The sequence below is a fragment of the Actinoplanes rectilineatus genome, from assembly GCF_000962825.1.
GTDB classification, from domain to species: Bacteria; Actinomycetota; Actinomycetes; order Mycobacteriales; family Micromonosporaceae; genus Actinoplanes; species Actinoplanes rectilineatus.
In genome coordinates this window covers 15,791-35,520 of record NZ_JZKF01000019.1, presented here as the reverse complement: position 1 = coordinate 35,520, position 19,730 = coordinate 15,791, and the positions used below count along the sequence as shown (strand labels likewise).

16 protein-coding genes are annotated in these 19,730 nt (G+C 69.8%); 7 read left to right on the top strand and 9 right to left on the bottom strand.

The genetic code is table 11. From position 1 onward, the window contains the following. Positions 1–133: 133 nt before the first annotated feature. From WH85_RS16710 to WH85_RS16690, 5 genes are read right to left on the bottom strand one after another with little or no spacing between them, the layout of a single operon-like run. The gene (locus WH85_RS16710) at positions 134–2,938 is read right to left on the bottom strand and encodes a DUF5682 family protein (protein ID WP_045742800.1); all 2,805 of its coding nucleotides are present in this window, start codon (positions 2,936–2,938) and stop codon (positions 134–136) included. Continuing rightward, positions 2,935–4,047, bottom strand: a complete 1,113-nt coding sequence (locus WH85_RS16705) for an ATP-binding protein (protein WP_045742799.1) — start codon at positions 4,045–4,047, stop codon at positions 2,935–2,937. Before WH85_RS16705 ends, WH85_RS16710 begins: the two co-directional genes overlap by 4 nt. 28 nt (positions 4,048–4,075) lie before the next feature. Then, on the bottom strand, positions 4,076–5,458 hold the full coding sequence (locus tag WH85_RS16700) for a vWA domain-containing protein (RefSeq protein ID WP_045742798.1): 1,383 nt from the start codon (positions 5,456–5,458) through the stop codon (positions 4,076–4,078). After that, positions 5,455–6,822: a hypothetical protein gene (locus tag WH85_RS16695; RefSeq protein WP_045742797.1), complete on the bottom strand. Its 1,368-nt coding sequence runs from the start codon at positions 6,820–6,822 to the stop codon at positions 5,455–5,457. Before WH85_RS16695 ends, WH85_RS16700 begins: the two co-directional genes overlap by 4 nt. Next, positions 6,822–7,319: a hypothetical protein gene (locus WH85_RS16690; protein WP_045742796.1), complete on the bottom strand. Its 498-nt coding sequence runs from the start codon at positions 7,317–7,319 to the stop codon at positions 6,822–6,824. Before WH85_RS16690 ends, WH85_RS16695 begins: the two co-directional genes overlap by 1 nt. Before the next feature lie 288 nt (positions 7,320–7,607). Here WH85_RS16690 and WH85_RS16685 point away from each other — a divergent pair, with 288 nt between their 5' ends. Genes WH85_RS16685 through WH85_RS53720 form a run of 4 tightly spaced genes read left to right on the top strand, consistent with a single transcriptional unit; the run spans position 7,608 to position 12,964 of the window. Continuing rightward, positions 7,608–8,534 (top strand): carbohydrate ABC transporter permease, encoded by a 927-nt coding sequence (locus WH85_RS16685; RefSeq protein WP_045742795.1) that lies wholly within the window; start codon positions 7,608–7,610, stop codon positions 8,532–8,534. Beyond that, positions 8,527–9,408 carry a carbohydrate ABC transporter permease gene (locus WH85_RS16680; RefSeq protein WP_045742794.1) on the top strand — a complete coding sequence of 294 codons (882 nt, stop codon included), beginning with the start codon at positions 8,527–8,529 and terminating at the stop codon, positions 9,406–9,408. Before WH85_RS16685 ends, WH85_RS16680 begins: the two co-directional genes overlap by 8 nt. 26 nt (positions 9,409–9,434) lie before the next feature. Then, the gene (locus WH85_RS16675; RefSeq protein ID WP_045742793.1) at positions 9,435–10,721 is read left to right on the top strand and encodes an ABC transporter substrate-binding protein; all 1,287 of its coding nucleotides are present in this window, start codon (positions 9,435–9,437) and stop codon (positions 10,719–10,721) included. Beyond that, the gene (locus WH85_RS53720) at positions 10,721–12,964 is read left to right on the top strand and encodes a rhamnogalacturonan lyase (protein WP_045742792.1); all 2,244 of its coding nucleotides are present in this window, start codon (positions 10,721–10,723) and stop codon (positions 12,962–12,964) included. Before WH85_RS16675 ends, WH85_RS53720 begins: the two co-directional genes overlap by 1 nt. An 84-nt stretch (positions 12,965–13,048) precedes the next feature. Here the strand turns inward: WH85_RS53720 and WH85_RS16665 are convergent, their stop codons facing one another. The 4 genes from WH85_RS16665 to WH85_RS16655 form a co-directional block, all read right to left on the bottom strand. Further along, positions 13,049–14,584, bottom strand: a complete 1,536-nt coding sequence (locus WH85_RS16665; protein ID WP_245673962.1) for a tripartite tricarboxylate transporter permease — start codon at positions 14,582–14,584, stop codon at positions 13,049–13,051. 16 nt (positions 14,585–14,600) lie between these two features. Then, complete coding sequence (locus tag WH85_RS52270; protein WP_281179065.1) at positions 14,601–15,014, bottom strand: tripartite tricarboxylate transporter TctB family protein; 414 nt, start codon at positions 15,012–15,014, stop codon at positions 14,601–14,603. Further along, positions 15,014–15,151: a hypothetical protein gene (locus WH85_RS52265; RefSeq protein ID WP_211275377.1), complete on the bottom strand. Its 138-nt coding sequence runs from the start codon at positions 15,149–15,151 to the stop codon at positions 15,014–15,016. Before WH85_RS52265 ends, WH85_RS52270 begins: the two co-directional genes overlap by 1 nt. A 69-nt stretch (positions 15,152–15,220) precedes the next feature. Next, positions 15,221–16,207, bottom strand: coding sequence for a tripartite tricarboxylate transporter substrate binding protein (locus WH85_RS16655; protein WP_045742790.1), 987 nt, complete (start codon positions 16,205–16,207; stop codon positions 15,221–15,223). 109 nt (positions 16,208–16,316) lie between these two features. Here WH85_RS16655 and WH85_RS16650 point away from each other — a divergent pair, with 109 nt between their 5' ends. The 3 genes from WH85_RS16650 to WH85_RS16640 all read left to right on the top strand — a co-directional run bounded on the left by WH85_RS16650 (position 16,317) and on the right by WH85_RS16640 (position 19,716). After that, the gene (locus WH85_RS16650) at positions 16,317–17,204 is read left to right on the top strand and encodes a LysR family transcriptional regulator (RefSeq protein ID WP_045742789.1); all 888 of its coding nucleotides are present in this window, start codon (positions 16,317–16,319) and stop codon (positions 17,202–17,204) included. A gap of 63 nt (positions 17,205–17,267) precedes the next feature. Beyond that, entirely contained in the window at positions 17,268–18,182 is a 915-nt protein-coding gene (gene kdgD, locus WH85_RS16645) for a 5-dehydro-4-deoxyglucarate dehydratase (RefSeq protein ID WP_045742788.1), read from the top strand. Between the two features lie 202 nt (positions 18,183–18,384). Then, positions 18,385–19,716, top strand: coding sequence for an enolase C-terminal domain-like protein (locus WH85_RS16640; RefSeq protein WP_245673961.1), 1,332 nt, complete (start codon positions 18,385–18,387; stop codon positions 19,714–19,716). Positions 19,717–19,730 lie beyond the last annotated feature (14 nt).

Here is a 19,730-nt window from a genome sequence, read left to right as displayed (position 1 = left end):
GCAAGGACCAGGACGTGTCGGGCCGGAAGCGGAACAGGGGCGGGCCGGAGCCAGGCCAGAGCCGGACCGGTGCCAGTACCGAGGCGGGCCGGACCAGCCCGGAACCGGCGGCTGAGTGCGGAGCCGGGTGAGGTCAGGCGCCGACCAGGGCGGCCACCTCCTCCGCGGTGGCGGGGTGGGCGGCCAGCAGCGCCACCACCGGGCCGGTGTGGTCCGGCGCAGGCTCGGCGATCGGCGTCCACTCGCCCTCGCAACCGAGCAGCGCCGCCAACGCGTCCGCCGTCCCCGGATGCGCGGCCAGCAGACGGCCGGCCGGCCCGGGGTCCGAGCCGGGGTCCGAGCCGGGGGCGCCGGCGGTCGCGCTGCCGGGGGCGGTCACCGATGGTCGTGTCTTCTCCCACGGCGGGGTCCAGGAGTCGATGGCTGTGAGGCTGCCCGGGAAGGTCCGGCCGGCCTCCCGGGTCAGCACCGGGACCAGCTCCGCCGCCTGCGACTTCAACGTGGTGATCAGGGTCGGCAGCCAGGGCAGCAGCACCGGGTCGGGTAGGCGGCCGAACGCTTTCGACAGGGTTTCGACCACGAACGGCGCCAGCCGCGGCACCGATTCGAGGGCTTGGACGAAGCCGCTGACGTACTTCGGGACGGCCGGCACCACCAGGGGGTTGGCGAGCAGTTCGTCCACGCGTACCCGAAGGTCGGTGAGGGACAGCGCACCCAGCTGGTGGTGCGCCGCCCAGAGCAAGGCGATCTTGGCTGGCTCCTCGGGGTGTGACTGGCGCACCGCGATCTCCAGCTGGGTGCGGTCGCAGCCGAGAGAGAGGGCCAGGCTCTCCATGCTGAACAGGAAGCCGAGCATCGCACCGACCTGCCGGACGCCGGTCGTGTCGTCGACGAACGCGGACGGCAGCAGGGTGCAGTAGTGCGCGTACCCCTCGGTGACGAACCGCTCGCACCAGGACGGCAGGGTGGGCGTGCTGGACCGGTAGTAGGCGAGCAACCGGCGGATCCGGCGCAGCACCGCGGGCGCGTCGTCGACCGTACGCTCACCCGCCAGCAGTTCGACCGCGCGTGCGCCCAGTTCGTCGGTGAGTCGTGGGCTCTGCAGGAAGAGCAGCGAGTGCTCGACCGCGGTGAGGGCGGTTGCCGTCGTCGCTTTCGGGTCCCACGCGTCGCGCCGCAGACGCTGTTCGAGGACCTGTTCGACGGTGACGCCCTCGTAGCCCAGTTCGATGATGGTCCGCTGGTGGCGGCCCAGGTCGAGGTCCCAGCTCTCCTGGAAGTGTCTCTCGCCCAGTTTGCGGGAGCCCATGATCGGACGGACCGCCTGGTCGGGCAGCAGGTAGCGCAGCATCCAGAGCAGTTGGGAGCAGGCCGCCAGTTCGGGGTGGGCGGCCAGGTCGAGCAGCGCCCGCTGGATGGTGCGCTGTTCGAGGTTGAGCCCGAGCGGTTCGAGACGGTCGTAGACGTCGCGGGCCAGTGGTGGCAGCGCCTCGTAGCCGACCTGGCCGATCCGGTCGCCGCCGAGCAGGATCTCGCAGAGGCGGCGCACGTCGCGACGGCCCGGGACGGTGTCCTTCTCGATGCAGGTGACCGCCGCGTCCTGGAAGTCGTAGGGCGTGGGGCGGACCCGGCCCCGCATCCCGGCCAGCAGGATCGACGTCTCGTAGACGGCGATGGCGTCGGCGGTGCTGGCGAGGTAGCCGTTGCGGCGGGCCAGCCGGACGATGTCGACGCACCAGCCGCGCAGTTCCTCCTCGTCCAGCCCGTCGAGTGCGGGCGGGCCGGAGAGGTAGCCGGTGAGCTGGTCGGTGACGTCGGTGTCCACCGCGGGGGCGGGCAGCGCCTTCTTGACCCGCTTCTTGCCGCCCTTCTGCCCCTCGAGCCGGAACGGCGTGAGCCGTCCCCGCCCGAGCTGTTTCTGCCAGGTGGCGGCGGCGATCGACACCGAGCCGGGTGCCAGGCCGAACTGGGATTCGATGGCCGCGTGGCTGGACGGGATCAGGCCGTAGAGCCAGGTCGTCGCGGTCCGCGCGGTGATCGGGAAGTCCGGGGTGCCCGGCTCCGAACCGGCTTCCGGCACCCGGCTCGCCGCGTGGAACGCGCCGCAGATGTAGAGACAGTCGGACCGGTCGGCCCCGCTGCGGGCGAGGTGCTCCCGGATCCGGGTCCACATGTAGCGCTCGCGGTCCTCGTCGGTCGCGTACCGCCGGGTGTCGTGCGGGGCGAGCCGTCGGAACAGGCTGCCGATCAACACCATGACCTGCCGGTACGTCTCGTGGTCGGCCCCGGCCAGGGGCTGCTCCACATACTGGTCCCACCATTCGGACCAGTGCCGGACCCTGCCGTGGTGCAGCAGGTGCTCCTCCAGTTCGGCGAACCGGGGACGCAGGTCGCCGATCTCCACGCCGACCGCGTCGCCGTGCAGGTCCTGTTCGGGTTCCTCGGACGAGTGCGCCTCGACGGTGGGCTGCCACTGGAAGACGTGATCGGTGGACCGGTCGACGAGCACGAGTTCGACGTCGGGGGTCTCCAGCGCGTACGCGATCGCCTGGTATTCCGCGGACGCCTCGGTGATCGGCGCGATGACGCTGAGCGGCGCCGACTCCGGCGGGAAGCCGTCCACCTCGGACGCGAAGGCCTGCAACGCCACCGGCAGGCGGCAGTTGCGCAGTTCGGTCAGCAGCGGGCCGAGGTCCTCGCACAGCTCGAGGTAGATGACCTTCGGCTGTTTCTCCCGCAGCCGGCGCACCATGGCCAGTGCGGACGCCGGCGAGTGGTGGCAGACCGGGAAGATCTCCAGGGGCTCGCGCAGCGCGTGGTCGACGTCGTCGACGATCCCGGCAAGGATCTCGGGCAGCGCGGCCGGGCCTCCGGCGAGGTCCTCGGCCGCGCTGAGCAGCTGCCCGCGCAGCGCGTCGAAAGGGCTGTGCCCGCTCATGACAGGGTGGCGATCGCCTGGCGACCACCCTCCAGGAAACCGTTCCACTCGCCGCCCTGGTCCTTGCTCCGCGGCTCGATCACGCCGTGCCAGTACTTGTTGAGGATGGCCAGGTCCTCCGGGCTGCGCCGGGCGAGCGAACCGACGAGTGAACCGGCCAGCGTCTCGGCGGTCAGCGCGGCGGAGCCGAAGAAGTTGCTGTGCAGGATGGCGTCCTCCAGAACACCGATCTGCTCGGCGGTGGAGAGCGCCGATTCCAGCCGTTCGTCGTCGCTGGACGCCGCGGCGGAGGCGGCCCGCAGGTCGGCGAAGCTCTGCAGCAGCACGTCGAGCAGGGTGGGCGGCACCTCGAGCTCGATGTTGTGCCGGCGCAGCAACTCCTCGGTGCGGAAGCGGACGATCTCCGCCTCGCTCTTCTTGTTGGTGACCACCGGGATCCGGACGAAGTTGAAGCGCCGCTTGAGCGCGGACGACAGGTCGTTGACCCCGCGGTCCCGGCTGTTGGCGGTGGCGATGATCGAGAAGCCGGGCTTGGCGAAGACGATGTTGTCGTCGTCGAGCTCGGGGATCGACACGTACTTCTCGGAGAGGATCGAGATCAGCGCGTCCTGCACGTCACTGGTGGAGCGGGTCAGCTCCTCGAACCGGCCGATCACCCCGCCCTCCATCGCGGTCATGATCGGCGACGGGATCATCGACGCCCGGGACTGCCCCTTGGCGATGACCATCGAGACGTTCCACGAGTATTTGATGTGGTCCTCGGTGGTGCCGGCGGTGCCCTGCACGACCAGGGTGGAGTTGCGGCTGATCGCGGCGGCGAGCAGCTCGGCCAGCCAGCTCTTGCCGGTGCCGGGGTCGCCGATGAGCAGCAGTCCACGGTCCGAGGCGAGCGTGACGATGGACCGTTCGACAAAACTGCGATCGCCGTACCACTTCTGCTCGATCTCGCGGTCGAGGCCGTCGGCCCGCTCCGAACCGAGGATGAACAGGCGCACCATCTTGGGGCTCAGCCGCCACGAGAACGGCTTCGGGCCGTCGTCGATCGACTCGAGCCAGTCGAGTTCCTCCGCGTACTTGGCCTCGGCGGGGGCGCGCAGCATGTCCGACATCTCTGTTGTCTCCTCAAGTCTCATGTGCTCAGAACGCCAGGAAGTTCTTCAGCTCGACGACGAGCTTCTTGATGCGGCCGGAGAGGACCGGGGTGCCCTGGTCCTTGAACCGCTGGCGGAACCACGGGTTGACGCTCTGCTGCCCGCCGCTGCTCACCGAGCCGACCGGGATGAAGCGGGCACCCGAGCGGTGGATGGCGGCCATCCCGTCGAAGACGCCCTGCTCGTTCCACTCGTAGAAGTCGGAGATCCAGACGACCACGGTGTTGCGCGGGTCGACGATCTTCGGCCGGGCCAGGTCGAGGGCGACGGTGCCGTCGGTGCCGCCGCCGAGGTTGGTCCGCAGCAGCACCTCGAACGGGTCGTGCACCCACGGCGTGAGGTCGACCGCCCGGGTGTCATACGCGACCAGGTGCACGTCCACCTTGGGCAGACCGGTGAAGATCGAGGCGAGGATCGTGCAGTTGACCATCGCGTCGACCATCGAGCCGGACTGGTCCACCACCACGATCAGCCGGGCCGGGGTGACCCGCTTGGCGGTCTGCTTGTAGAAGAGCCGGTCGACGTAGAGCCGTTCGTCCTCCGGGCTCCAGTTCGGCAGGTTCTTCCAGATCGTCCGGTCGATGTCGAGGTTGCGATAGACGCGTTTCGGCGGGATGGACCGGTCGATGGTGCCGGCGCTGGCCTGCGCCACCTGGGTCCGCAGCACCTCGGCGACCTCGTCGACGAACCGGCGGATCAGCGCTTTCGCGTTGGCCAGGGCGACGCCGTCGAGGTTGTCCTTGTCGCGCAGCAGTTGCTCGATCAGCGACATGCTCGGGGTGAGCTGCTTGGCCAGCCGGTTGTCGGCGAGCACCTCCCGCAGCTGCATCCGGTTGACCAGCTCGCCCTCGATGCCGGCGAGCACCGGGCCGAGGTCGACGTCGAACCCGTTGCCGGGCCCGGTGCCGACGCCGCCACCCGGTCCGCGGCCCGATCCGCTGCCCGCGCCACCGCCCGCACCCGCGGCCGCCGCGCGCCCGCGCAGCTCACCGGGTCTGCAGCCGAGCGCCCGCTCGAACCAGCCGGCGTCCGACTGCCACCGGGCGAGCTGACCGGCGGTGACGTTGCCGCTGCCGGTGGCGAAGACGTTGAGCAGCAGTTTGGACACCAGCGCCGCGCGGCGGACCTCACCGTCGCGGTCATCGGTGGCGTCCGTCATCAGGCCGTCGAACTCCGCCTCGAGCTGCGGGAACCGCTGGACCACGGTGTCCACCGACACGGACGGGTCGAGCAGCGCGGCCGGCAGGCCGAGGTCGCCGACGATCGCCATGCTGCCCTGTTCCAGGGTGGCCTGCTCGTCCGGGTCGAAGATCCGGGCCAGCAGCCGCCAGTAGAGGACCTGCCGCCTGTTCTCCTCGGTGGTGCTCATTTGCGCAGCAGCCTTCCCGCGCGTTCGCGCAGCACGTCGACCGCGGTGCCGGCGGCGGCCTCGGCCTTGGCCGCCTTGGCGTCGGTGGGCCCGAGGGACCAGTCGGCGGTGTGCGCGACCACCGGCTTCTTACGGACCGTGGCCTGCACCGCGAGCGGCTGCACCGACCAGTGGTCGCCGTCTCGGCGCAACAGCCCCAGACAGGCGGTCGAGGCAGCGACCAGCGCCGGGGTGATCGGGCCGGCCGAGGGCAGCCGGGCCAGGTCCACGGTGAGGCGGACACCACCCAGCTCGAACGCCTCCTCGCCGGCCGTGTAGCCCTCCAGCAGGATCGGTTCGGCGAGCATCACCGGATGCCGGTCGAGTGGCGGGACCGGCGGGGCGATCGCCGCGCCGAGCCGGACCCGTGCCGTGGTGAACGGGTCGGCGGACTCGCCCGGGACGGCCAGCGACTCGTCCCAGATCAGGTCGCCGCCCGGGGTGAGCGGCATGCCGGACAGCTCGACGATGCGGTGTTCGGCGAGCGCGGACCGGAACACCGGGAACGCGGCGAGCATCCGCCACGCGGACGGGCCGCTGATGGTGTCCACCTTGGCGCCCGCGACGCTGACCCGGACCAGGCGCACGTCGCCACCCGGGGTCTCCAGCAGCCCGTGTGCCTGAGCCCGGAACACCGTGGGGTGCTCGTGCAGGTCGGCGCCGAGCAGCAGCAGGCGGCCGCTGACCGGGGTGGGCTCGGGGCGGGGCAGGCCGTCCTGGGCGAGCAGCAGCGCCCGGGTCCACAGGTCGGCCCAGCGGCGCACCGGGACGCGGTCCAGGGTGGCGACCGGGGCGGCGGCCCGCAGCTCGGCCGCGAAGCCGTCGAGCAGCACCGCGAGACGGCGGGCCGCCGGGTCGGCGAGCAGCGCCTGCACGGCCTGCGCCCCGCCGGCGGCCAGCTCGTGGTCGACGCCGTGCCAGCCGGCGATCGCCAGCTCCCGCAGCCAGGACCGGGTGCCGGCCAGCAGCAGGCCGGGCTCGGGGGCCGCGGTGCCGGCCGGCCACGCCTCGCGGGTCCGGCCGGCCGCACCGTCCACCGCGGACAACAGCGCGTCGTGGACGGCGCCGAGCAGGGCGCTGCGGGCGCCGGCCAGCACGATCAGATGCTCATCGGTCACCGTGCCGGCGATGATCTTGCCGATCGAGTCGGCGACCCGGCCGGCGAGCGGCGAGCCGGTGAACGCGGCGGCCAGCGACTCCAGGACGGCGGCCCGCTCCTCGTCGATCCGGCCCAGGCCGTGCACCAGCGCGTCGTCGAAGCCGTCGACCAGCGCCCACGCGGCGTCCACGCCGGCCGGGGTGTCCCGCAACAGGTCGGTGAGCATCAGCGCACCACCTCGGCGGCGGGGAACCACTGCAGCTCGGGCAGCGGATCGGTGGTCGGCGGCAGCTCCAGGTAGGCCAGGTGGCGCAGGAAGCTGGCGAACACCTCGGCCGCCCGGTTCGGTGCGGTGGTGGGGTGCAGGCCGGCCCAGAGGTTCTCCTCGCCCTCGGCCAGCTCGACCCGCAGGTAGCGGGTGACCCGGGACAATCCGTACTGCGCGACGGCGGCCTCGGCCAGCGCGCGGATGTGGTTGCACGGGTAGGTGCCGCCCAGGCCCCCGCACGGCCGGTTGTTGTTGGTGTTGCAGCTCAGCCCGTGGTCGCCCGCCGTGATCGACGAGACGTAGACCCGCTCGATGTCCGAGCCGCTCGACACCACACCCTGCAGCCGGCCCTCGGCCAGCTCGACGAAGGGCACCTTCGCCAGCTTTCGCGGCCGCACGGGCGCGATGACGGGCGCTGCGCTGCGCCGCTCGTAGGCGGCGCCATCGCTTGTCACAACCAGTCCTCCTCACGAACAAGTGCGGTAGTTGTACCGGACGGGTACGACAGAAACTCCGCTGCGCCCCTCAGGCTCCCCCGGGGCGGCACGCGCGGCCCCGGGAACCCCTGGACCGGCGTTGAATGGTTCAAAGACGATCTCGTCTTACAGGCCTGGAACGCGACTACCTGGGCCCTGAAACGATCCAGTTATTTACTTCTCTGAAACCGTTGACCACTGAGTTGCGTCGATGCAAACTCCAGGAAAGCGCTTTCCTCTCCCATCGAGCCATGGAAGGAGGGGCGTGTGAGTGCCCTCGGCGAGCTCCATCGACTCGGATCCACCAAGACCGGCCCACCCCGATCACGGGACAACAAGGCCGCTTTCCTGTTTCTGCTGCCCTGGTTCGCAGGGCTTTTGTTGATCACGGCGGGCCCGGTGGCGGCCTCGTTCGTGCTCGGTTTCACCGACTACAACCTGCTGCAGCCGCCCGAGTTCAACGGGCTGGACAACGTCGAGCGGATGATCGGCGACGAACGTCTGCACCAGGCCCTCGGCGTCACCTTCAAGTACGTCCTGATCTCGGTGCCGCTGCAGCTCGCGGCCGCCCTGGGCCTGGCCATGCTGCTGGACAAGGGCCTGCGCGGGCTGGCGTTCTACCGCTCGGCGTTCTACCTGCCCTCGCTGCTCGGCTCCAGTGTGGCCATCGCCGTGCTGTGGCGGCAGATCTTCGGGGCGGAAGGCCTGTTCAACCAGGTCCTGGCCATGGTCGGGGTGAGCGGGCGCGGCTGGATCTCGGATCCGGACACCGCGCTGTCCACACTGATCGTGCTGAACGTGTGGACGTTCGGGGCGCCGATGGTGATCTTCCTGGCCGGCCTGCGACAGATCCCGGTGATGTACTACGAGGCCGCGGACGTGGACGGCGCGTCGAAGTGGCGGCAGTTCGTACGGATCACCGTCCCGCTGCTGTCACCGATCATCTTCTTCAACCTGGTGCTGCAGATCATCCACGCCTTCCAGTCGTTCACGCAGGCGTTCGTGGTCTCCGGTGGCACCGGCGGGCCGTCCGACTCGACGTTGTTCTACACGCTCTACCTCTATCAGCGCGGGTTCAACAACTTCGACATGGGTTACGCGTCCGCTCTCGCCTGGCTGCTTCTTCTGATCATCGCCGCGTTCACCGCGGTCAACTTCTGGGCTGCCAAACATTGGGTCTTCTACGATGACTGATCTTGCCGAACGCACCACTGTCACCGTGGCCGCGGAGAAGACCCGGCCCCCGCGCAACCTGGCATTCCTCAAGCACACCGGCCTGATCGCGCTCGCATTGATCATGCTCTACCCGGTGATCTGGATGGTGGTCAGCTCACTGCGGCCGAACAACGTGATCTTCCGGTCGCCGGGAATCGTGCTTTCCGATCTTGAACTGCACAACTACGGCGAGGGCTGGAACGCGCTGGCCTCCCCGTTCGGCCACTACCTGGCGAACTCGGCGATCGTGGTGCTGGGCTGCATCATCGGCAACCTGGTCTCCTGCTCGATGGCCGCGTACGCCTTCGCCCGCCTCGACTTCACCGGCAAGAAACTGTGGTTCGCCCTCATGCTCGGCACGATCATGCTGCCGATCCACGTGATCATCGTGCCGCAGTACATCGTGTTCTCCCAGCTCGGCTGGATCAACACGTTCCTGCCGCTGATCGTGCCGAAACTGCTCGCCACCGACGCGTTCTTCGTCTTCCTCATGGTCCAGTTCATCCGCGGGCTCCCCAAGGAACTGGACGAGGCGGCCCGCATCGACGGCGCCGGACACCCGCGCATCTTCCTGCAGGTCATCCTGCCGCTGATGCTGCCCGCCCTGGCCACCACCACGATCTTCACGTTCATCTGGACCTGGAACGACTTCTTCTCCCAGCTGATCTACCTGACCGACCCGGAGATGTACACCGTCCCGGTCGCGCTGCGCTCCTTCGTCGACTCCACCGTCGCCACCAGCTGGGGCTCCATGTTCGCGATGAGCGTGGTCTCCCTGCTGCCGATCTTCCTCGCCTTCCTCGTCGGACAGCGATTCCTGATCAAGGGCATCGCCACCACCGGCATCAAATGATTCGGAGGACTCCCGTGCACCACGCGATGAGCAGACGATCCCTGCTGTCCCTCGGCATCGGCCTCAGCGCCGGCGCTGCCCTCGCCGCGTGCGGCGGAGGTGGCGGCGACGCGGGCGCGGACCTCTCCACCGACCCGGTGGAGCTGCGGTTCACCTGGTGGGGCTCGGACGCCCGGCACCAGCGCACCCAGCAGGTCATCGACCTGTTCACCAAGTCCCACTCGAACATCACCATCAAGGGCGAGTTCAAGGAGTGGAACGGTTACTGGGACAGCCTGGCGACCACGGTCGCGGCCGGCGACGCCCCGGACATCATCCAGATGGACGAGCTGTACCTGGCCTCCTACGCCGAACGCGGCGCGCTCCTCGATCTGGGTGCCGCGTCGAAACACCTGACCACCACGGACATCGACGCGGCGGCGCTGGACACCGGCAAGGTCGACGGCAAGCAGTACGCGATCCCCACCGGCCTGGCCGCGTACTCGATCGTCGCGAACATCGACCTGCTGAACCAGTACAAGATCGCGGTGCCGGACGACACCACGTGGACCTGGGACGACCTGAAGGCGATCGGGGCCGAGGTCTCCAAGGCCAGTGGGGGCAAGGTCACCGGCGTACAGTCGTGGGGGTTCGATGCCGGTGGCATCAACATCTGGGCGCGGCAGGCGGGTGCTTCGCTCTACGACGACGCCGGCAAGGTCGCCATCCCGCCGACGGTGCTGGCCGCCTACTGGCAATACCTTCTCGACCTGGCCAAACAGGGCATCGCTCCGTCGCCGTCGGTCACCATCGAGCGGGCCGGGGCACCGCTCGACCAGTCCGGCACGGCCACCAACACCTCCGCCTTCGGCACCTGGTGGAACACCCAGCTCACGTCGCTGAGCGCGGCCAGCGGACAGAACCTCAAGCTGCTACGGCTGCCCGGCGCGGCGGAGAGCTCCTACTACAAGCCGTCGATGTTCTGGTCGGTGTCGTCGAAGTCGAAGCACCCGGCGGAGGCCGCGGCGTTCGTGAGCTTCCTGCTCAACACCACCGAAGCCGGTGACGTGCTGCAGACCGACCGGGGCGTGCCGACCAACGCCACGGTGCGGGCCGCCATCACACCGAAACTCGCCGAGACCGACAAAGCGGCCGCGGAATTCCTCGACACGCTCAAGGTCGGCGCCTCGCCGCGGGTCACCCCGAACGGCGCCAGCGACATCGAGAAGATCCTCAAGCGGCACACCGAGGACGTACTGTTCGAGCGGCAGACCCCACAGGCCTCCGCCGAGGCCTTCATCAAGGAACTCCAGGCCGAGATCGACGCGGCCTGATGAAGAGCTTCCATGGTACGGCCGGCGTAGCGGTCGCGTTGTTCGCGGCCGCCGCGCTGCCGGCGCCCGTCGCGGCCGCCCCGTCGCGTGGCGCGGCACTCGAGAAGCTGGATCGTGGCCTGGTCGCTGCGACCACCGCCGACGGCGTCTTCCTGAGCTGGCGGCTGCTCGGCCCGGAGGTGACCGGCGCGTCCGCGACCGGTCTGACCGGCGCGAACTTCCGCGTGTACCGCGACGGCAAACGGATCGCCACCGTCACGGACAGCACGAACTACCTGGACAAGGGTGGCAGAACCACCTCGCGGTACCGGGTGGCGACACTGGTCGGCGGAGTCGAACGCAGCCTCAGCGCGGTGATCCAGCCGTGGGCGGAGGGCCACTACGACCTGCCGCTGCGTAAGCCGGCCGACGGGCTGACCCCGGCCGGCGAGACGTACACCTACGCGGCCAACGACATGAGCGTCGGCGACGTGGACGGCGACGGCCAGTACGAATACGTCGTCAAATGGGACCCGTCGAACTCCAAGGACGTCTCGCAGGTCGGCTGGACCGGCCCGGTCTACATCGACACCTACGAGCTGGACGGGACCCTGCTGCACCGCATCGACCTGGGCGTCAACATCCGAGCCGGGGCTCATTACACCCAGTTCCTGGTGTACGACTTCGACGGCGACGGCCGCTCCGAGATGATGTTCAAGACGGCCCCGGGTACGAAGACGATCCGTTACGCCCCGTCCGGCAAGGTGCTCTCCGAGCGGTACATCACCACTCCCGGGCACTCCCCCACCGAGGACTACCGTCTCAGCGCCGCGGACTACTACGAGCACGTCGTGGACATGTTCCAGGGCTGGCGGTCGCATCCCGAAGTGGTCGCCGGGAACTGGCCGGCCACCCTGGAGGAGGCGTTCGGGATCGAGCCGCGGTACACGTACCCGCTGACCAGGTCGGACGCCTCAGCCCTGGCCGATTACTTCATGGATGTGTACGCGCCGGCCCGCAGCACCCGCAACAACCTGCGCGCCTTCGAAGGTTTCGTCGTCGACGGCCCGGAGTACCTGACCGTCTTCGACGGCGCCACCGGCCGCGAACTCCAGAGCGTCGACTACAAGCCGGGCCGACACGACGACGGCCTGATGTGGGGCGACTACGCGATGGCCCGGATCGAACCCGGCAACCGGGTGGACCGGTTCCTTTCCGGCGTGGCCTACCTGGACGGACGGCACCCGTCGGCGGTGTTCGCCCGCGGCTACTACACCCGGTCGACGATGGTCGCCTACCGTTGGACCGGCCGCAGACTGGTCGAGCAGTGGTACGTCGACAGCGGCTGGACGCCGATGACGAACCCGTTCAACGACTCGCCGCACGGCCGGGACGGCACCGACCCCGAGTTCGCCACCCTGACCACGCAGGGTTTCCACTCGCTCAGTGCCGCGGACGTGGACGGCGACGGCCGCCAGGAGATCGTGTACGGCTCGGCGACCATCGACGACGACGGCAGCCTGCTCTACTCGTCGTTCGACGTGCTCCCGGAGGGCAGCGCTGATCCGGGCGCCCGGATCCGTCTCGGTCACGGCGACGCCATGCACGTGACGGACATCGACCCGGACCGCCCCGGCCTGGAGATCTTCACCGTGCACGAGGGGGCGACCTACGCGCCGTACGGCATGGCGATGCGGGACGCGGCGACCGGTGAGGTGCTGTTCGGTACGTACAGCGGGCGGGACACCGGGCGCGGCATGGTCGGCGACGTCCTGCCGGAGCACCGTGGCCTGGAGAACTGGGCGAGCATGCCGGGTGGCACCGAGGCCCTGGGCATACACACGGCGACCGGCGAGGTCGTCTCCACCACGATCCCCGGCACGAACCAGAGCATCCGCTGGTCGGCGGACCTGACAACACAGATCGTCAACGGCGCGCAGGACGTCACGCCGACGATCGACGACTGGAAGCGCGGCACTCTGCTCACCGCCACCGGCACACGGGCCAACAACGGCACGAAGGGCAACCCGAGCCTGGTGGCCGACGTCTTCGGCGACTGGCGCGAGGAACTGTTCCTGCGGCTGGCCGACAGCTCGGCGATCCGGGTGTACCTGAGCACCGAGGTGACCACCCACAAACTGGACACCCTGATGCACGACCCGCAGTACCGCGTGGAGGTGGCTCGCCAGCAGACCACCTACAACCAGCCGTCCTACCCGGGCTTCTACCTGGCCTCGGACACGGACTGGTCCCGAGTCCCCTGATCCGCACCCATCCACTCGCTCGACGGGGCCGAGCCGGCTGGGCCAGTCGGCTCGGCCTCGTCGGCACACACGGCTGACCTGCCCCTACCGACTCATCCGGCTGTCCTGGTCCTGTCGGTTCGCCCAGTCGAGCTGGTTCTGTCGGTTCGCCCGGCGGTGCAGCAGCGCCTGCGCCGCCGGGGCCAGGACGACGAGTAGCAGGAACAGCAGGAGCGTCCCGGAGATCGGCCGGGTGAGGAAGCCGGTCGGGTCGCCGCCGAAGAGCAGCAACGACCGGCGCAACGACGTCTCCAGCAACGAGCCGAGCACGAACGCCAGCACCAGCGGGCCGGGCTCGAACCCGAACTTCTTCATCAGATAGCCGAGCACCCCGAACGCGATCACCAGCCCGATGTCGAAGACGCTGTTGTTCACCGTGTAGGCGCCCACCAGCGTGATCAGCACCGTGATCGGGGCGAGGACGGTGGCGCGGACCCGCAGAATCCGCACGAAGAGCCCGACCAGCGGAATGCTCATGATCAGCAGTAGGACGTTGCCCAGATACATCGAGTTGACCACGCCCCAGAACAGCTCCGGGTGCTCGGTCACGAGTTGCGGGCCCGGCGTGACGCCCTGGATGAGCAGCGCCCCGAAGATCACCGCCATGGTCGCGTTGGCCGGCACGCCGAGCGACAGCAGCGGGATGTACGACGAGGTCGCCGCCGCGTTGTTCGCGCTCTCCGGCGCCGCCACCCCTTCGATGGCTCCCTTGCCGAACCGTTCCGGATGTTTCGAGCGCCGCTTCTCCAGCGCGTACGCCGCCATCGACGACAGCACGGCCCCGCCGCCGGGCAGGATGCCGAGGACGAAGCCGAGCGCCGATCCGCGCCCGATCGCCCCGCTGGACTGCCGCAGGTCGGCGCGGCTGGGCCAGACGTTCGCCACGTGCGCCGGGACCTTGATCGCGCGATGCCGGTCCTCGAGGTTGTAGAGAATCTCGCCGAGACCGAAGAGCCCCATCGCGATCGGCACGAAGTCCAGTCCGTCGGCGAGGGACAGGTTGCCGAGGGTGAAGCGCTCCGCGCTGGTGAAGTCGTCCCGCCCGACCGTGGCCAGCAGCAGCCCGACCGCGGCCGCGGTGAGGGCCCGGATCCGTCCGCCGCCGCTGATGGTGGCCACGAGCAGGATGCCGAGCAGTGCCAGCGCGGTGTACTCCGGCGGCCCGAAGTCGAGGGCGAACCCGGCGACCAGCGGGGCGACGAGGCTGAGCACGATGATGGAGAGGGTGCCGCCGACGAACGAGCCGATGGCGGCCACGCCCAGCGCGGCCCCGGCCCGGCCCTGTCTGGCCAGCGCATGCCCGTCGAAGACGGTGACCACCGACGAGGCCTCGCCGGGCAGCCGGAGCAGGACCGAGGTGATGGTCCCGCCGTACTGGGCGCCGTAGAAGATGCCGGCCAGCATGATCACGGCGGTGACCGGTTCGAGGCCGAAGGTGAGCGGAAGCAGGATGGCGATGGTAGCGGCCGGCCCCAGTCCCGGCAGCACACCGATGAGCATGCCGATGACGACGCCGATGAGGCAGTAGAGCAGGTTCTCCGGCTCGATGACGACGGCGAACCCGCTGAGGACCGAGGACAACGGGACTCCCAGTGGTTCAGAACAGGTGCGGGATGGTCACGTCGAGGGCGCCGACGAACAACGCGTAGAAGACGGCCACGACGCCGAGGCTGGTGAGGATCGAGAGGCGCCAGCTCTCCCCGCCGAGGAACCGCAGCCAGACCAGGGCCAGCAGCGCGGTGGGGATCTCGAAGCCGATGGTGGCGACGACCGCAACGAAAACGATCATCGTGGCCACCGCGGCGGCGACCGGCAGTCCGTTGCGGGTGAACCGCTCGGCCTCGCCGGTGTGCCGGGCCCGGGCCGCCAGCGCGAGCCCGAGGACGACGAGCACTCCGCTGACGATCAACGGCCAGGTGCCCGGTCCCGGCGCGGACGGGCTGCCGGCCCCGAGACTCAGCGATCCGGCGATCCCGGCACCGCCGAGAACGGTCACGACCCCAGCGGCGATCAGGTTGCTGACCGGCCCGGCCGGCTCCGGTCGCTCCTCCCCGGTGACATCTTCGTCAGTATCAGCACCGGCACCAGCACCAGCACCAGCACCAGCACCAGCACCAGCACCAGCACCAGCACCAGCAGGCTCGACACCCGGCGCAGCCTCGGGTTCGGTCCCGGGCCCTCGTTTGGCCGGGAGGTCCTCGACGGGCACGACGGCCATCACTTCCCCGCCAGGTCGATCTCGTGCTGGGCGACGAGATCGCGATACGTCTTCAGCGCGTCGTTCCACTGCTGCAGCAGGGCCGTTCCGTCCACCTCGTTGGCGGTGAGCAGCCGCTGGTCGTTGAAGTCGCGATAGGCCTGGGCCGCGAACGCCTTCTGGAACGAGGCCCGGAGCCGGTCGACGACCTCCTTCGGGGTGCCCTTCGGCGCCACGACGGCCCGGGACTGCTGGACCGGCACGGTGTAGCCCGCCTCGGCAGCGGTCGGGGTGTCCGGCATGTAGCTGGGCCGCTCGGTGGCGAACGTGACGATCGGGGTCGCCTTGCCCGCCTCGATCTGCTCCTTGGCCTCGCCGAGCTGCACCGCGGCCACGTCGACCTGGCCGCCGAGGACGGCGGTCAGCGCCGGCGCGCCACCGTTGAACGGCACGGCGGTGGCGTTCACCCCGGCCTGGGCGAAGAGCAGGGTCTGGGTGAGCTGGCTGCCGGTGCCGACACCGGTGGTGGCGAAGGTGATCGGGCGCTTGGCGTCCACGATGTCCTTGACCGTGGTGAAGCCGGTCTTCGGGTTGGCGATGAGCACGAAGTCGTCCTGCGAGATGCCGGTGACGACCTCATAGCCGTTGATGTCGACGGCCTGGTCGGCCGGCACCGCCAGCGGGGTGATGTAGGCGAGCGAGCCGACGAAGACCATTAGGGTGTATCCGTCGGGCTTCGCCGCGGCCAGCTCCTTCGCCGCCACCGCGCCGTTCGCACCCGGCCGGTTCTGCACGGTCAGGGGCTGTCCGAGGTCGGTGCTCGCCGGGTCGGCGAGGGCCCGCCCGATGAGGTCGGTGCTGCCACCGGCGTCCTGCCCGATCAGCAGGGTGATGGCCCGTTCCGGGTAGGCGGCGGTGGAGCCGCTGTCGTCGGAGCCGAGGTTGCCGCCACAGCCGGCCAGCGTGAGGACGGCGGCCAGGCCGAGGGCGGGAAACTTCCTGTTCATGGGCGTCTCCGCGGACGGTTGTGAGGGGCGTCACTTCGTCCGGCGAGCGTATGACCCTGCGTGAATGCGTGTCCAAGCCCTTTGATGCATCGATTGATACCTTCGCTGCATGACGTACACGCTCGAGCAGTTGCGTGGTCTCGTGGCGGTCGCCGAGGAGCTGCACTTCGGCCGGGCGGCGACGCGCCTTCGGATGACGCAACCACCGCTGAGCAGGCAGATTCAGAAACTCGAGGCGGCGGTCGGCGCCCAGTTGCTGAACCGCGACAACCGCCGGGTGGCACTGACCCCCGCCGGCGAGGCGTTCCTCGCCGAGGCCCGGCGCATCCTGGCGATCGCCGAGGCCGCGCCGGAGCTGGCCCAGCGGATCTCCTCCGGTTCCCGCGGCCTGGTCCGGCTCGCGTTCACCTCCGCGTCCACCTTCGGAACCCTCGGCCGGCTGCTCAACGAGCTGGAGCTGGAGCTGCCCGAGGTGCACATCGAACTGTTCGAGATGGTCACCCGGGAACAGATCGCGGCGCTGGCCGCCGGGGACATCGACCTGGGGCTGGCCCGGCCGCCGTTCGACCCGGAGCGGTTCTCGTCCCGGATCCTGCATCGCGAGCCCCTGTCCCTGGCCGTCCAGGAGGATCACGACCTGGCTCACCTCGATCGCCCGGTGGTGCCGGACGACCTGGTCACCGAGCCGTTGATCTTCCACTCGCAAGCGAAGGCACGGTACTTCTACGACCTGGTGGTCAGCATGGTCCCGCTGTCGCAGGAACGGGTCGTGCACACCGTCAGCCAGGTGATGACCATGCTCTGGCTGGTCTCCGCCGGCCGCGGCGTGGCCTTCGTACCGGCATCGGCCGGCGTCGTCGGCGTACCCGGCGTGGTCCTCGTCCCAATCGCCACCCCGATCCCGGAACCCGTCGAGTTGCACCTGCTCTGGCCCCGGCAGTCGGGCAATCCGGCGCTGCCGAGGGTGCTTGCCGCCCTGGGACACATGATGCTCTGACGGTATCGAGCAATGCCGAAACACTCTTGGACATGCATCACTGCCGCTTCCTACGGTGACCGGGTGACGCGAATCCCCCCGCTGGACCTCGCCGCCAGGCTGGCGACGGGCCTGCTCTCCTTTCCCGTGACCCACTTCGACGACCGGCTGGACTTCGACGAGTCCCGCTACCGCAACCACCTCGCCTGGCAGGCCGATTTCGGCATCGCCGGCCTGTTCGCCGCCGGCGGCACCGGCGAGGGCTTCTCCCTCACCCCCGCCGAGATCGACGCCGTGGTGCGCGCCGCGGTCGACGAGGTCGGCGATCGCGTGCCGGTCATCGCCCCGGCCACCGGCGGCACCGCGCTGGCGTCCGCCCAGGCCCGGTCCGCGCAGGAGGCCGGGGCCGCCGGGATCCTGCTCCTGCCGCCCTATCTGACCGAGGCCAGCCAGGCCGGTCTGATCGCCCACGTCGACGCCGTCTGCCGGGCCACCGAGCTGGGCGTCATCGTCTACAGCCGGGCCAACGCGGTGCTGGAGGACGTGACCGTCGCCGAACTCGCCGACCGCAACCCCAACCTGATCGGTCTCAAGGACGGTGTCGGCGACATCGAGCGGATGACCCGCACCTACGCCCGGGTCGGTGACCGTCTGGTCTATGTGGGCGGTCTGCCCACCGCGGAGACGTTCGCCCTACCCCTGCTGCAGCTCGGCGTCAGCACCTACTCCTCAGCGCTCTACAACTTCCTGCCCGAATTCGCCCTGCGCTTCTACGCGGCGGTCCGGTTGCAGGACAGGGTCGCGGTCTACGGCATGCTCAACGACTTCGTCATCCCCTACCTCGACATCCGCAACCGGTCCCGGGGCTATGCCGTCTCCATCATCAAGGCCGGCCTGACCGCCGTCGGCCGTGACGGCGGCCGGGTCCGCCCACCGCTGACCGACCTCACCGCCGAGGAACGCGCCGACCTCGCCGGACTCATCGACAAGGTGCGGTGAGATTCGTGGACACACACTCTGCGGCGTACACACAAATGAGGAACCGCACGGCGCGGCTGAGGAAAGCGGGGGTGCCGACGGTGGAGAGGAGTGCCCTGACAACCGCCCGGACACGACGGATCCGGCGATACCCGATGGGCGCCGGCTCCACGGCAGACAGCGGGACGGATCGGGCCCTGCCCGCGAAGGTGGGGTGGCCTCGGTGAGGGGGAGCAGCCCGACGATCGACCGGATCGACGTCGTCCCGGTCGCGGGCCACGACAGCATGCTGCTCAACCTCAGCGGCGCGCACGGACCGTTCTTCACCCGCACCGTCGTGATCGTCACCGACAGCGCCGGACGAGTCGGACTCGGCGAAGCACCCGGCGGCGACGCCATCCGCCACACCGCCGAGGCCGCCCGGGAGATCCTGCTCGGCAAGCCGGTGGCCACCTTCGGCTCGCTGCTGCGCAGCTTCGCCACCCGGCACGCCGGCCAGGACGTTCAGGGACGGGGCCGCCAGACGTACGACGTCCGTGTCACCGTCCACGCCGTCACGGCTCTGGAGTCCGCCCTGCTGGACCTGCTCGGACAGCACCTCGGGGTGCCGGTGGCCGAACTCCTCGGCGAGGGTGTGCACCGCGACAGCGTGCCGGTGCTCGGCTATCTCTTCTACGTCGGCGACCCCAGCCGTACCGATCTGGCATACGTCCGCGAGAAGGATCCGGCCGACGACTGGGAACGCCTGCGCCGGATGCCGGCCCTCACCCCGGAGTCGATCGTCGCCCAGGCTGAGGCCGCCCAGCAGCGCTACGGCTTCACCGATTTCAAGCTCAAGGGCGGCGTCCTCCCCGGTACGGAGGAGGTCGCCGCGGTCCGGGCTCTCGCCCACCGGTTCCCGCAGGCCCGGATCACCCTCGACCCGAACGGCGGCTGGCTGCTCGCCGACGCCGTCGCCCTCTGCCGGGACCTGGGCGGTGTGCTCGCCTACGCCGAGGACCCGGTCGGCGCCGAGGGAGACCTGTCCGGCCGGGAGGCGATGGCCGAGTTCCGGCGGGCCACCGGGCTACGCACCGCCACCAACATGATCGCCACGGACTGGCGGCAGATGGCACACGCCGTCCGCGCCCACGCCGTCGACATCCCGCTCGCCGACCCGCATTTCTGGACCATGCGCGGCTCGGTACGCGTCGCCCAGCTCTGCCACGACTTCGGCCTCACCTGGGGGTCGCACTCCAACAACCACTTCGACATCTCCCTGGCCATGTTCACGCACGTCGGCGCGGCCGCGCCCGGCGAGATCACCGCCCTGGACACGCACTGGATCTGGCAGGACGGTCAGCGGCTCACCCGCTCACCACTGCCGATCCGCGACGGACACATCACCGTGCCGACCGTCCCCGGACTCGGTGTCGAAATCGACCCCGACGCCCTCGCCGCCGCCCACGAGCTCTACCTGGAACACGGCCTCGGTTCCCGCGACGACACCGTGGCCATGCGATACCTGGTTCCCGGCTGGCGGTTCGATCCGAAACGTCCCTGCCTGGTCCGCTGACGCCCGGAGGCATC